This window comes from Exiguobacterium sp. s142 (assembly GCF_018618455.1).
Lineage (GTDB): Bacteria > Bacillota > Bacilli > Exiguobacteriales > Exiguobacteriaceae > Exiguobacterium > Exiguobacterium aurantiacum_A.
Genome location: NZ_JACSMB010000001.1, coordinates 182,885 through 196,855, shown reverse-complemented (window position 1 = coordinate 196,855; position 13,971 = coordinate 182,885). Strand labels below are relative to the sequence as shown.

The following is a 13,971-nucleotide window of genomic DNA, read 5'->3' as shown; positions in this document are numbered from 1 at the left end:
CAGAAGCGGACGAGTCCGCTAGAATAGAGTTGAGGTGAGACGATGCAACCAACATTGAAAATAGACCATTTGACAAAAGTAATCGGGAAAAAAACCATCATCGACGATATCTCGTTCGATGTGTTTCCTGGGGAAGTGTTCGGCTTTTTAGGACCGAACGGTGCTGGTAAGACGACGACGATCCGGATGATCGTCGGCTTGATCAAACCGACGAAAGGGTCCGTCTCGATTTGCGGTTTTGGCGTCGAGCGCCAGTTCGTCCAAGCGATGAACCAGATCGGGGCGATTGTCGAGAATCCCGAGCTGTATAAATTTTTGAGTGGCCGCGAGAACTTGAACGTGTTCGCGCGCATGTTACCGGGTATCACGGAGGCCCGGATTCAAGAAGTGATCGACCTCGTCGATTTGACGGCCCGGATCGATGACAAAGTGAAGACGTACTCGCTCGGGATGCGCCAACGGCTTGGAATCGCGCAAGCGATGCTCAACAACCCGCGTGTCTTGATTTTAGATGAACCGACGAACGGGCTCGATCCGATGGGGATCCGTGATTTGCGACTGTTTATCCGTCGCCTCGTCGAAGAAACCGGACTCAGTGTGCTCGTTTCAAGCCACATCTTGGCGGAAATTGAGTTGCTCGCTGACCGTGTCGCCATCATGTCGCGCGGCAAGATTGTGAAAGTCGGTACCGTTCAAGAGCTGATCAATGAATTGGCGTCGACGGTCGACGTTCACGTGGCGGACAGTTTTGAGGTGTTGCCGATTGTTCGTGGTTTTGAATCGATCGAGCAGGCGGACGTCGTCGACGAACGGACGATCCGTGTCTCGATGAACTTAGAAGACACGGCCCGATTAAATCGTTATTTGCTTGATCGAGATGTGGAAGTCTTTGGTCTCGAACGACGTGTTCAGACGCTCGAAGAACTGTTTATCACATTGACCGGGGGTGACCATATTGTCTAATCCATCTTTACTCGGCCTGATTCGTAACGAAGTGTTGAAGATCCATAATAAGCGACGACTATTGGTCGTCTCGGTCATCCTCGTCGTACTCGTCTCGATGTTCACGTACGCCAACTATCGTCAAATCGAGAAGCAGCGTGAAGAGCAAGGGACGATCGACTGGCGTGTCGACTTGCAGCAAGAGATCGTCGATACGCAAAACCGGCTCGCCTCGGCGAACGTCCAAGACGAGTTCCGGCAAATCCTCGAGTTCCAAGTGCAACAAAATCAATACTACTTAGATAACGACATCAACCCGAGTTATCCTGGGGCGCCGACGTTCATGCGTGTCTTCTTCTCCCAAGGGACGACGCTCGTCCTGCCGCTGTTCATCATCGTTCTGATGGCAGACATCGTCAGCGGCGAGCATAATGACGGGACGATCAAGACGCTGTTGTCACGTCCGGTCCGGCGCTTTAAGATTTTGCTGGCGAAATGGATGACGACGCTGTTGTACACATCGATCCTCATCTTCATCACGGCGTTCGTCAGTTACGCCATTTCCGGGATCGTGCTCGGATGGGACGGTTGGACCGCACCGATCTTGACCGGATTCCAGGCCTCAGCGACCGGGACGTTCTCGACCGACTTCGTCCATACGCTGCCGATGTGGCAATACTTGCTCATGTCGGTCGGTCTATCGTGGTTCGTCGTGGCGGCCGTCGGTACGATCGCACTCATGATTTCGGTCCTCGTCAAAAATACGGCGACCGGGATCGGGATCATGATGGCCATCCTCATTTCGGGACCGCTCCTCACGTCGCTCGGTTCGAACTGGGACAGCTCGAAATACTTGGTGAACGTCAACTTCGGTCTTCATACCTATCTCGAGGGGCAAGCCCCGCCGATCGATGGTATGACACTGCCGTTCTCGCTCATCGTCATTTTCGTTTGGACGCTCGCGGCGTTGGCGTACGCGTTCTATCACTTCACCCAAAAAGATGTCTATTAAATGAGAAAGTGTCACCATCCCGGTGACGCTTTTTTTATACGGTTGAAAGCACTAAACAGGAAGACTGAATAGGTTAAATGTCTCAATAGTTAGAATTGTCAAAATAATCAATAAGTTGGATTCCTTAACTGTGGGAAACTATGTAAAGTAAGAGACACCACATAAGGAGGGAAACACATATGAAAAAAGTTTTATCGACATCATTGATCGCAGGCGTCTTACTCGTTCCACAATTCGCCGGGGCGGCAGAACTGAAGACAGGCACGTTGACAAAACCATCGACTGAGGCGCCGGCGACGATCGTCAAAGAGTTCGCCAAAGCGAAAGGAGAATTCAAGACGATCGAATCGAAGCGCGACAAAGTCGGACAAGTCGTCAAACTCCAACAGACGGTGGACGGTGTTCCCGTATTCGGCGGTATCGTCGTCGGAGTGGTCGACGAGGCCGGGCAATTGAAGACGGTCGTCGATGACACGAAACAACTGAAAGGACTACATAAATCGATCAAACTGAACGAACGAAAAGCAGTCGCCCGCTATAAAGAACTTGTCGGTCATACAGGCGCCTACGAGCTCGAGCCGGCAGCGGAACTCGTCATCTACCCGAACAAAGGTGAAGCGGCTTATGCCTATGAGGTGACCGGGACGATCCTCGATGCTGAGGAACCATCACGTTGGACGTACTTCATCGATGCGGCGAGCGGCGAGGTGTTGAACAAATACAACCAGTTGGCTCACGCCAAACCGGCGAACGGCGTCACAGGAACGGCGTTTACCGGAACGGGGATCGACGTGCTCGGACAGAGCCAAACGTTCAAGACGACGAAGAGCGGTTCATATTACTATTTACAAGACTCGACGCGCGGTAAAGGCATCTACACGTACGATGCCGGCAACCGGACACGTCTTCCCGGATCACTTTGGGCCGACGTCGATAACGTCTTGAACACGACGTATGACCGGGCCGCGGTCAGTGCGCACGTGAATGCGACTAAAACGTACGATTTCTTCAAAAACACTTACGGCCGCAATAGCTACGACAACAACGGGGCGGCTCTCAACTCGACGGTCCATTACAGCCGCAGTTACAACAACGCGTTCTGGGACGGCAGCAAGATGGTTTACGGGGACGGGGATGGACAGACGTTCACGTACCTCTCGGGTGCGCTCGATGTCGTCGCCCACGAGTTGTCACACGCCGTCACCGAGTACACGGCCGGCTTGATCTACCAGAACGAATCGGGTGCGATCAACGAAGCGGTGTCTGATATCTTTGGTACGGTCGCCGAATACAGTGTCGGATCGAACTTTGACTGGTTGGTCGGGGAGGATATCTACACGCCAGGCGTTGCAGGGGACGCTCTACGTTCGATGTCGAACCCGGCCGCTTACGGTGACCCGGATCACTATTCGGTGCGTTATACAGGAACGCAAGACAATGGCGGTGTCCATATCAACTCAGGAATCGTCAATAAAGCGGCCTACTTGTTAGGTAATGGCGGATCGCATTACGGTGTCTCGGTCCAAGGTGTCGGCGTCATGGAGATGGGGGACATCTACTACCGCGCCCTCACGGTCTACTTGACACCGACTTCGAACTTCTCGAGTCTTCGCCAAGCGGTCGTCCAATCGGCTAAAGACCTTTACGGTTCGACGAGCACACAAGCCGTTGCTGCCGCGAAATCGTTTGACGCGGTCGGCATCTATTAATCGGAATCAATTAAGTAGACAGACATCTCTTCCCGCGCGGAAGAGATGTTTTTAGTTTAGTAGGTGATAGACTCGCTAAAGAGGGTAAATAGGGTTGTAGTTTAAACTGAACTGATTCAGAGGAGGATTTATGAATATTCACCAATTTCGTATCGACCATAAAAATGGAATTCGCTTGAGCGACTTCCAAACGAGCATGCAAGACCGGCCGTCTGATGAGACGTTGACTGAGGAATTGATTCCAAAAAGTGTCGACAGGTTAAAAGAGTTACATTGGAAGCTATATGCCGAGGCTAAAAAGGGTGTCGTCGTCGTCTTGCAGGCGCTAGATGCCGGAGGGAAAGATGAAGCGATCAGCTATATCTTCTCAAACTTGAATGCCCAAGGGTTGAAGACGAACGCCTTCCAAAAGCCGTCGGACACCGAAAAGAAACATGACTACTTATGGCGGATGCACGATTTGATGCCGGAGCGGGGTCAAGTCGGTATTTTGAACCGATCGTATTACGAAGAAGTCATCGCACCCCGCGTCCACGATCTACTAGGCGACGAGGTGATCCCAGATGAAGCGAACGTATGGGCCGTGCGCTACCGTCAGATTAACGATTATGAGCAGTATCTTAAGGAGAACGGCTTTGAGGTCATCAAATTTTTCTTTGACGTCTCAAAAGAAGTGCAACGCGATCGTCTGCTCGAACGCTTGAAAGACCCGAAGAAGAATTGGGAGTTTTCATTCAGTGATGTCGAGGAGCGGAGACATTGGGACGATTACCAGGCCATCTTCGAAGACATGTTGTCGAATACGTCGACAAGTCAGGCACCATGGTATATTCTTCCGGCCGACGATGACTGGTACGCGCGTTACATTGTCTCGACCGTTATGATCGACGTGCTCGAGAACATCAATCCGCAGTTCCCGACGTTCACGGAAGAGGAGCAGGAAAAGATTGACGAGGCGATTAAAGAGTTAGAAAGTGAATGATTGAGCGTCGTGTGCTGAAACGATTGATTTCCCTATTGCGTTGAAAGCGAATCCAATGTACAGTGGACGTATCGAATCAGACGTCAGACATCTATACAAAGGAGCAATCATTGTGGGGAATATTAGTTTGTTGTTCGGCGGCGTGGCACTGTTCATTAACAGCCTCGTCCTGTTTGGGAAAGTCGATATGAAAAGTGCCGGGGTGTTCAGCCTGTTCACCGGCATGTTCCAGACGTTCATCGCGACATGGCTCGTCATCGGGGCGAGCCCGTCAGAACTGTTTGGATACGCAGGTATTTACTTGTTCGCATTCACGTATTTGTACGTCGGTGTGACGTTCATCTTTAACTTGGACGGACGCGGTGTCGGCTGGTTCTCGCTGTTCGTCGCGATTTCGGCACTATTTTACGCCGTCGTCGGGTTCGCGAACGGTGACAGCATGGGCGCGGTGACGTGGTTGTTCTGGTCGTTCCTTTGGGGATTGTTCTTCTATGGGATGGCGCTGGAACGAGCGATCGACGGCGTGACAGCACGCGTCGCCTTCGTCCTCGCTTGGTTGACGTTGATCGTACCCGCATTGCTCGGCTTGGCCAATTTGATGACGCCGCTCTATGACGTCATTTGGTGGGCGGCGAGCGGTACGGCTGTTCTCTACTTTGCCTTCGCGATGTCGCGGTTCAAACGCCAAGTCGAGACGGCAAACTAAAAACGCTCATCCTGAGCGTTTTTAGTTTGCATGTTAAATTGTGTCTAAAGTGTGAAAAGTGGGAAAGGAGTAGGTAAAGGAGGCGGTCACAGATGAGTGATGGCTTGATTTTACTGCTCGGTTTATTAATCTGCGGTTGGATGCTGTTTGCGGTCGTGTTTGATGATACAATTAAAAGAAGAATTTGACGGGCCGTTTCCTTTTTAGGAACGGTCTTTCGTTTGAGGAGTGACAGAAATGAAAAAGACACCAGTCATCGTGATTGTCGGGCCGACGGCAGTCGGGAAGACGAAGACGGGCATCGAGCTCGCCAAGGCGTTCGACGGAGAAATCGTATCAGGCGACTCGGTCCAAGTGTACCGCGGAATGGATATCGGTTCCGCCAAAGTGACGGTCGAAGAGGCGGAAGGCGTACCGCATCATTTGATCGACATTTGTGACCCGGATGAAGCGATGAGCGTCGCCAAATTTCAACGTCTCGCCCGCACGGCGATCGATGATATCTACTCGCGCGGGAAGGTGCCGATTGTAGTCGGTGGGACGGGCCTGTATATTCGGGCGATTTTATACGATTACGAGTTCACGGAGCGACCGGTCGATACGGAACTGCGTGCAGCGCTTGAAGCCGAAGCGGAAGCACACGGCGCGGAGGCGTTACATGACCGCTTGCGTGGCCTCGACCCGAGGCGCGCTGACATCATTCATCCAAATAATGTCCGCCGTGTCATCCGTGCCCTCGAAGTCGCGCTCTCAGGTGACGAGCAGGCAATGGATAGTGCCCCATCTGAGCATTACGATTATAAGTTGTTCGTCCTGCACGCCGATCGCGACGTCTTATATGAGCGGATCAATCATCGCGTCGATTTGATGATCGAAGCGGGTCTCATCGAAGAAGTCGAGCGCTTATTGCGTGCCGGGTACCGGGAGACACAGGCGCTACGGGCCATCGGCTATAAAGAAGTCGTGCCGTACTTAGACGGGAAGCTGACGCGAGAGCGGATGACCGAGACGTTGAAACAACATACACGCCAGTTTGCAAAACGGCAATTAACGTGGTTCCGTCATCAATTTGATGGGATTTGGGTAGATATGGGAAAGAAATCATTTGAACTATCGTATAAAAATATCTATGATGAGGTTGAGGAGTTTTTTCGAAAATTCCGATTATTTGAACGAGACATAGACTAGGGGGAATGCAACATGAAGGCAAGCTATAACATCCAAGATCATTTTCTGAACCAATTGCGCAAAGAGATGGTTCCGACGACCGTGTTTTTAGTCAGTGGCTTCCAAATTCGCGGAGTCATCAAATCATTTGACAACTTCACAGTGATCGTCGAGTCGGAAGGGCGCCAACAGTTGATTTATAAACATGCGATTTCGACGTTCTCGCCAGCACGGAACGTCACGTTGTTCGAACCGGAAGCGGTCGAGATGACGGAAGGTTAATTGAAGCATAAGGAAAGAGCGGCCCGGGGACCGCTCTTTTCTTATGCCGTTTTTATGTTGCGGTCATCATGGAGCGCCTCGAGGACGCGATGGATGGCGCAGCCACCGAGCAACGAGTCGAGTTGCTCGCACATTTGGGCGGGACTCGACCGATACAAGTGCGTATACGTCCGTTTCCACGAGCGGTCGGCCGACTGGATGCGGACGAGCAGGTCGGCGTGACCGAGCTCTTTCAGCTTATCGATATTCATCCGGTTCGTCCGGGCGAAGGCAGATAAGACGACCGCTTTCGCGAGCGGTGTTTGCACCGGATACCCTGAGACGATTAAAGCGGCCATCGCCCCTTTCATCTCATGCGCGACGACCGAGTCGATGAGGTCGTCGTGCGTATATGGATTTCCAGCGTGACCGGCGACTGCCCGTTCAAGCTCATTGTCTGATACGGGACAGACCGCCCCTTCAAGGATACCGTCAATCGTTGGATGGACATCTGCATAACGTGCCGCTTCCCCTGTCGCGATCAACCGTTCATACGTGTCTAGTAGTGAAATCATCATCGTTCCCCCTTTTTGTAACTACTTATATCGTAACAATATAGGTAAGCGCTTTCAATATATTCCTCGCAAGTTTCTGACCAGTAACGAAAGTATGTTCGCCTCGAACGATAAAACACGATACAATGGGCAAAGAGAAGAAAAAGGGGGTCATATCATGAATTATTATCAACAGATCGACGCGGTCGCAGGTAGTGGTACGTTCGACCGGGCCCGGTTTCAAGTTCCGAAAGTCGAGAAGTCGACACTTCGGCTAACGGATTTGTCGGACGGGACACCGATTCAGACGAATGCGCTCGTCAGTTCGGTCGAGGTCCGTGAAGGGAAGTCTGGCGCCAAATGGTTGCAACTCAATTTGACGACGTCTGGCGGGCTGATCCGGGCCAAACACTGGCTGCGGGGAAACGAAGATCAACTGCTACCGATTTACGAATCGGGCGTGATCGCCTTAGAAGGAAAGATTGACGTCTATCCGAAGCCGGACGGCGCCAAATCGATTACGATCGATCGTGTCCAACCGATGTCCCGGGACGAGGCGGTGTCGCTCTTACCTGGACTTCCAGGCGACGAGACGTTCGATCAGTATGCCGAAGAGCTATTCGCGATTTTGTCGACGCTGTCTTCGGACTATGAGGCGATCGCGCTGGCGCTCCTCGATCAATATTGGGACGATTTCGTGTTGGCCCCGGCTGCGCTCTATCATCACCATAACTACGTCGGTGGACTGTTAAAACATACGGTCTGCATGTTGCGACTTGGTTACCGCATCCAAGAGCAAGACGATTATTTGGCGACTGCGTTCCGGATCATCAAAGAAGCCGAGCAGTTGCACAAAGTAGACGTATGGAATACGATGAACGGTGTTAAAGTCGAGCAGGCGTTCCGTGGGACGTTTGAGTCGCTCTATACGGCGTGTGAGGCGATGGCAGAACTGAAAGAACCGCTCCGCTGGGACGAGCTCGCGCTCGGTATCTTGTTCCATGATATCGGCAAGTTGTTCGAATACAGTCATCTGTTGTCGTCACCGAGACGGTTCGAGCAGCTGTTTTACGTCACCGGCACGAGTGAGACGACAGGGATCGCCATCAATCCGATGGGGAGTCTGGTCGGTCACATGCCATACGGAGGGCTGTTGTTCGAGAAGAGTCAACAAGCCGCCGGCATCACGTTGCCGCTTGACGTCCACCACCGGATTTGGCATATGATCTTGTCCCACCACGGAAAACGGGAATGGGGTTCTAGCGTCCTGCCGGCCACGACCGAAGGGTGGCTGCTCCATTTGATCGACTTGTTGGACGCTCGCTACGAGAAGTGGGCACGGGTCCACGAAAATTTATAAAGTGAGGTGCAAGGCATGATTCCCGTGCAATTAGTGACCGGCTTTTTAGGCGCCGGAAAAACGACATATATGAACCGTCTTTTAGAAGCGACGGACGAACGATTGCTCTTGATCGTCAACGAGCTCGGCTCGGTCAACATTGACGAACAATTGATCGTCAACATGGATCAAGAACAGATCGAACTGTCGAACGGTTGTATTTGTTGTTCAATCCAAAATGATTTGAGTAAGACGTTTTATCAACTCGCCTCGCGAGGCGAGTCGTTCGATCGCATCGTCATCGAGACGACAGGTGTTGCCGACCCGGCCCCAATCATCCAGACGATTTATTACGACGATTACTTACGCTCGCGCTTTAAACTGACGGCGATTTTGACCGTCGTCGATGCGAGCCAGATGGACCGCGAACTGTTCATCGAAGGTATCCATCAAATCGCCTATGCCGATGTGATCTTGCTCAACAAAGTCGATCTCGTCAGCGAGGCCGAGCTCGAGCGTGCCCACGGCCGGATTCGTGAATTGAACCCGACCGTACGTGTCATCGAGACCGAGCAGACGGTCGGAGCGTATGAGTTACTCGAGAACACGTTCCAGCTCTCCCGCATCGATGAACGTCTGCTCGGCGAGCTGACAGCCGGACATACGTCCGTCTCGACGCTGCGGGCTATCACGATCACGACCGACGTGCCGTTAAACCGCGAGCGGGTCACGCGTTACGTCAGAGAAGTGCTCATGCACTATGAACAAGACGTCTATCGTCTCAAAGCGATTGTCCGTATTGAAGGCGAGTCTTCAAAATTTGTCGTCCAGGCGACGAACCAGTTGATGGGCGCGACGTTCGCCAATGAACCGAGCGACGATACCCGGTCTGTTTTTGTCTGGATCGGCAAAGAACTTGACCGGGAAGCGCTTGAACGTGGGATGAAAGCTTGTGAGGTGAATGAACGATGAGGTTGATGCTAGTAGATGGATTTAACTTATTATCGCGTTATTATTTTGCGACCGAACGGCGCCGGGCGCTCGACCCCGAAGTGACGTTGAAAGGTTTGCTCCGTAAAGTCGACGGCTGGACGAACGAGTTTACCCATATCGCTTTCTTTTGGGACGGACCAAGAGAGACGACCCATCGGTTCGCCTTGTTCCCCGACTATAAGGCGACCCGGACCGGTCTACCGGAGCCGTTGTTTCATGATTATGTCAAACTGCGGGCCGCGCTCACGGAACGCGGCATCTTTCAGTCTGAGCTGGCCGGGTACGAGGCGGACGATTTGATGGGGGCCGTCGCGACGGCGTTTCCCGGAGAATCGTACATGTACTCGTCCGACCGGGACTTGCATCAACTGTTATCCCCGAACGTGTTTCAAATCGTCCCTAAAAAAGGTGAGGAACTGTTGATGAGCCGGGAATTGTTCGAAGCGACGTACGGGGTGAGACCGTTACAGTTCGTCGATGTGAAGGCGCTCCAAGGCGATGCGTCGGACAACATTCCGGGCGTCAAAGGGATCGGTCCGAAGACGGCGACGATCCTCGTGCAGTCATACGATACCGTCGAGCAATTATACGAGCTGTTGCGAACGGAACAGTTGCTTGAAGCACACCAAAAGTATGCGAAAAAATTGGACGGTCACGAAGAAGTCGCGTTGCTGTCGAAGCGTCTGTCACAAATCGATATCGACGCTCCGATCGAGACCAACTGGGAGGCGTACCGCTTTGGTTCACGTTTATTTTGACGCGGCCACGAATCAACAGACCGGGGAGAACGGGCTCGGTGTCTGGCTAAAGGCGTCCGATGGGACGGTCGTTACGTTCACAGAGAAGCGGACCGGGCTATCGAGCGTTCAAGCCGAGCTCGCGGCACTCGTCTTCGCGCTCAAACAAGCAGAAGCGCTCGAAGGGGAGTCGACGTTCCTGTTTTATTCAGACGCCGAGACAATCGTTCGAGCGCTCGAGCAGCGCTTTATGAAAGATAAATCGGTCAAACCGCTATTTCTCGAGGCGTTGATCGCCTACGACGAACTGCCGGTCACGTTCATCAAGTGGATCCCACGGGCAGACAACCGGGCTGACTCGGTCGCAAAGGCAGCGCTGCTTGGCAGATGAAGAAGTCGAGACGTGTCTCGACTTTTTTTCGATTCTCATAGGCGCACGTTTCTTTTTTGCAAAAATTTCGCTAAAATGAAAGCGTAGTCAAAAAAAGAGGGGGAATTTTTCATGGATTATCGGATCGAACGGGACACGATGGGGGAAATCAACGTCCCAGCTTCAGCAAAATGGGGAGCACAAACACAACGAAGCTTAGAGAACTTTAAAATCGGGACGGAGAAAATGCCGCTCGAAGTCGTTCATGCGTTCGCGATTCTGAAAAAAGGCGCGGCCTTGGCCAACGCTGAATTAGGGGTCCTCGAGCAGGGCAAGGCGGACATCATCGCCGAGGTCGCAGATGAGATTGTGGCGGGTGATCATGACGCCGAGTTCCCACTCGTCGTCTGGCAGACAGGATCAGGCACACAATCCAATATGAACGTCAACGAAGTGATCGCCCACTTGGCGAACGACAAGTTAAAAGCACGCGGGCAGACGCTGACGATTCATCCGAACGATGACGTCAACAAGTCACAAAGTTCAAACGACACGTATCCGACTGCGATGCATATCGCCGCCATCCTTGCCGTCGAGGACAAAGTCATTCCGGCCATCGAAGCGCTCCATGCGACGCTCGAGAAGAAAGCTGAAACGTATATGGACGTTGTGAAGATCGGGCGCACCCACTTGCAGGACGCGACGCCGGTCACGCTCGGGCAAGAGATCAGCGGCTGGGTCCGCATGCTTGAACTATCGAAACAGATGATTGAACGGACGCTTGAACCGTTAACAGAACTCGCGCTCGGTGGGACAGCGGTCGGGACAGGTATCAACGCGCACCCGGATTTCGGTGAAGTTGTCGCTGCCAAAATTTCGACTGAGACCGGTAAACATTTCGTGACGGCCGTGAACAAGTTCCACGCACTGACGAGTCACGATCAACTCGTCTTCACGCACGGGGCGTTGAAGGCGCTCGCAATGGACGCGATGAAGATCGCCAACGATGTCCGCTGGCTCGCCTCTGGTCCCCGTGCCGGAATTGGTGAGATCACGATTCCTGAAAATGAACCGGGTAGCTCGATCATGCCTGGAAAAGTGAACCCGACGCAAAGTGAGGCGTTGACGATGGTCGCGGCCCAAGTGCTCGGCAACGATACGACGATCGGATTCGGCGCGAGCCAAGGGAACTTCGAATTGAACGTCTTTAAGCCGGTCATCATGTACAATTTCTTGCAGACATGCCGTTTATTGACAGACAGCCTTCATTCGTTCGACGTTCACTGTGCCGTCGGGATCGAGCCGGATTTAGATGTGATCGCCCATAACGTCGAACGCTCCCTTATGCTCGTCACGGCGTTGAATCCGCACATCGGCTACGAAAATGCTGCGAAGATTGCCAAGCATGCCCATAAAAAAGGCATCTCATTGAAAGAGTCAGCGCTCGAGACGGGTCTATTGACCGAAGAGCAGTTCGACCAGTGGATTCGTCCGGAAGAGATGACATCACCTAATCTAAAAGTTGGAAAATAACAGGAAGAGCGGTCGTTGAACCGCTTTTTTTTTGATTTTATAGGACTTTTGAACTAGATTAATGTCAAACAATAGGAATTAAATGAGGAAATAGTTGTATTTTCGCGGGTGAAGTCGCATAATCAGAGACAGAAGCGAATATCGGGGAGAGCGAAACTGGGGGGTCGGGCATGGAGCAACATCAACTCACAGATCAAGTACATAGAATTTTGGCGAAAATCACGGAAGCTAGACAGATTCAAAAAACCGAAATCGAATTTTTATTAGATTGGATGAAAACGGAAGTCAAAAATCGTCGACTCATGCATTTGCTTGAGATTTTTAGCCGGGTCGAGTCTGACGTGCGTGAGCTGCCGCCAGTCTTGACGCAGTCAGAAGCGATTGCGTTGATTGCGCCGGTCAAACGTTATATTCATACGGTTTTGGGAATCGAACAAGAAGATGAAGACTTAGTATTGATTTTATCGGGTAGTTTCTCTACGTTTAGTCGCTACAAACCGAGAGTTGAAAAGTTAGGGGCGAGGCCGGTGTTTCTGCAGACGATCGCAGAAGCGGTCGAGTACGATTATGAAGACGTCCCGAAAGCGATCGTCATGGATGTCGAACTATGGTCTCACTTTCCAGAGCGAGACATTCAGTCGTTCGTCAGCAAAATGAAGAAACTCTATGTGCCGCTCATCGTCATCGGGACGAATGAGCATTATCGCTTGGCCGCTTACTCATACGGCTTTGATGATTACTGGGAATCGTGGATCCCGATGGAAGAACGGCTTGTCCGGCTCGGCTTACATATTGAAAAGGCACGGCTCGTCTCGAACGCGCTTCTCATCGATGAATTGACGGGCGCTTTTAACCGTAAATACTTAAAAGCGACGTTCAGCCGGTTCGTCTCCCGCTTAGAACGTTCCGGAGAGAGCTTCACGCTTGCACTTTTAGACATCGATCACTTTAAGCAGTTAAATGACACGTTTGGCCATACGTATGGCGACGAAGTGTTGCATCGCATCGCCGAAGAAATCCGTCTAGCCATCCGGTCGAGCGATGAGTTGATTCGGTACGGCGGCGAAGAGTTTTTGGTCATCCTTAACGTTTCCGATCGGACCATCGTCGACGCGGTGCTCGAACGGGTCAGGACGCGGATTGAGCAGATGGAATTTCCTTATGAGCACCATGTCACCGTGTCGATCGGTTATACGCGTGTCTGCCAGACCGGGATGACGCTAGGGGAATGGTGTGCCTATGCCGACGAGGCCTTATATAAAGCGAAGCGTGACGGGCGTAACCGCATCATCCGGTACTCGTCAGCGGTTCGTGAAGAGAAGCGTCTCGCTTATGTGACGATGAGTCCACAGCAATACGCCTCACTCGCCGAACAGCTACCGAAACAACATCGGCGCTATGAGGTCGTCTATCGACCGTACGACTTATACGTCTGTAACGACAACGTTGAGATGTTCATCTTAGACGAGTCGGGATCGACCGCGACGAAAGGGACGCTATCGGCCGTGAAAGAACAACGCGGCAAGTATAGCCATATCCTCGCCGTCACGAAGCGAACGGCGACCGAGCTCGGGACACTGTATGATGATTTGACTGAGCAAAACCATAATGATGTTATCACGAAAAAAATTGAGCAGTGGCTTGAAAAATTACCGGATTGAAAAAG

Annotated in this window: 14 protein-coding genes; 13 read left to right on the top strand and 1 reads right to left on the bottom strand. The window is 52.1% G+C overall.

The window, feature by feature from the left end; all coding sequences use genetic code 11:
- Nucleotides 1-42 precede the first annotated feature (42 nt).
- The 7 genes from KNP77_RS00985 to hfq all read left to right on the top strand — a co-directional run bounded on the left by KNP77_RS00985 (nucleotide 43) and on the right by hfq (nucleotide 6,800).
- Nucleotides 43-963 carry an ABC transporter ATP-binding protein gene (locus KNP77_RS00985; protein WP_070327361.1) on the top strand — a complete coding sequence of 307 codons (921 nt, stop codon included), beginning with the start codon at nucleotides 43-45 and terminating at the stop codon, nucleotides 961-963.
- Nucleotides 956-1,954 carry an ABC transporter permease gene (locus KNP77_RS00980; protein ID WP_070327360.1) on the top strand — a complete coding sequence of 333 codons (999 nt, stop codon included), beginning with the start codon at nucleotides 956-958 and terminating at the stop codon, nucleotides 1,952-1,954. The genes KNP77_RS00985 and KNP77_RS00980 overlap by 8 nt, the downstream gene beginning before the upstream one ends.
- 179 nt (nucleotides 1,955-2,133) lie before the next feature.
- Nucleotides 2,134-3,663, top strand: coding sequence for a M4 family metallopeptidase (locus KNP77_RS00975; protein WP_131465170.1), 1,530 nt, complete (start codon nucleotides 2,134-2,136; stop codon nucleotides 3,661-3,663).
- Nucleotides 3,664-3,793: 130 nt separating this feature from the next.
- On the top strand, nucleotides 3,794-4,645 hold the full coding sequence (locus KNP77_RS00970) for a PPK2 family polyphosphate kinase (RefSeq protein ID WP_214887877.1): 852 nt from the start codon (nucleotides 3,794-3,796) through the stop codon (nucleotides 4,643-4,645).
- A 112-nt stretch (nucleotides 4,646-4,757) separates the two neighbouring features.
- Nucleotides 4,758-5,351 (top strand): AmiS/UreI family transporter, encoded by a 594-nt coding sequence (locus KNP77_RS00965; protein ID WP_353048802.1) that lies wholly within the window; start codon nucleotides 4,758-4,760, stop codon nucleotides 5,349-5,351.
- A gap of 237 nt (nucleotides 5,352-5,588) precedes the next feature.
- A complete protein-coding gene (gene miaA, locus KNP77_RS00960) occupies nucleotides 5,589-6,539 on the top strand; it encodes a tRNA (adenosine(37)-N6)-dimethylallyltransferase MiaA (RefSeq protein ID WP_214887871.1) in 951 nt (316 codons plus the stop codon).
- 12 nt (nucleotides 6,540-6,551) lie between these two features.
- Nucleotides 6,552-6,800, top strand: a complete 249-nt coding sequence (gene hfq / locus KNP77_RS00955; protein WP_016509830.1) for an RNA chaperone Hfq — start codon at nucleotides 6,552-6,554, stop codon at nucleotides 6,798-6,800.
- A gap of 41 nt (nucleotides 6,801-6,841) precedes the next feature.
- Here the strand turns inward: hfq and KNP77_RS00950 are convergent, their stop codons facing one another.
- Nucleotides 6,842-7,354, bottom strand: coding sequence for a hypothetical protein (locus tag KNP77_RS00950; RefSeq protein ID WP_236635976.1), 513 nt, complete (start codon nucleotides 7,352-7,354; stop codon nucleotides 6,842-6,844).
- Nucleotides 7,355-7,511: 157 nt separating this feature from the next.
- Between KNP77_RS00950 and KNP77_RS00945 the strand changes: the two genes are divergently transcribed.
- The 6 genes from KNP77_RS00945 (at nucleotide 7,512) to KNP77_RS00920 (ending at nucleotide 13,966) form a co-directional block, all read left to right on the top strand.
- Nucleotides 7,512-8,693 carry a DNA-binding protein gene (locus KNP77_RS00945; RefSeq protein ID WP_251138857.1) on the top strand — a complete coding sequence of 394 codons (1,182 nt, stop codon included), beginning with the start codon at nucleotides 7,512-7,514 and terminating at the stop codon, nucleotides 8,691-8,693.
- 15 nt (nucleotides 8,694-8,708) lie between these two features.
- Nucleotides 8,709-9,644: a CobW family GTP-binding protein gene (locus KNP77_RS00940; protein WP_131465164.1), complete on the top strand. Its 936-nt coding sequence runs from the start codon at nucleotides 8,709-8,711 to the stop codon at nucleotides 9,642-9,644.
- Nucleotides 9,641-10,423, top strand: a complete 783-nt coding sequence (locus KNP77_RS00935; RefSeq protein ID WP_214887843.1) for a 5'-3' exonuclease — start codon at nucleotides 9,641-9,643, stop codon at nucleotides 10,421-10,423. The genes KNP77_RS00940 and KNP77_RS00935 overlap by 4 nt, the downstream gene beginning before the upstream one ends.
- Nucleotides 10,404-10,793, top strand: coding sequence for a reverse transcriptase-like protein (locus KNP77_RS00930; RefSeq protein ID WP_131440526.1), 390 nt, complete (start codon nucleotides 10,404-10,406; stop codon nucleotides 10,791-10,793). Before KNP77_RS00935 ends, KNP77_RS00930 begins: the two co-directional genes overlap by 20 nt.
- 111 nt (nucleotides 10,794-10,904) lie before the next feature.
- The gene (gene fumC, locus KNP77_RS00925; protein ID WP_131440527.1) at nucleotides 10,905-12,305 is read left to right on the top strand and encodes a class II fumarate hydratase; all 1,401 of its coding nucleotides are present in this window, start codon (nucleotides 10,905-10,907) and stop codon (nucleotides 12,303-12,305) included.
- Nucleotides 12,306-12,475: 170 nt separating this feature from the next.
- Complete coding sequence (locus KNP77_RS00920) at nucleotides 12,476-13,966, top strand: GGDEF domain-containing protein (RefSeq protein ID WP_214887840.1); 1,491 nt, start codon at nucleotides 12,476-12,478, stop codon at nucleotides 13,964-13,966.
- Nucleotides 13,967-13,971: the final 5 nt, after the last annotated feature.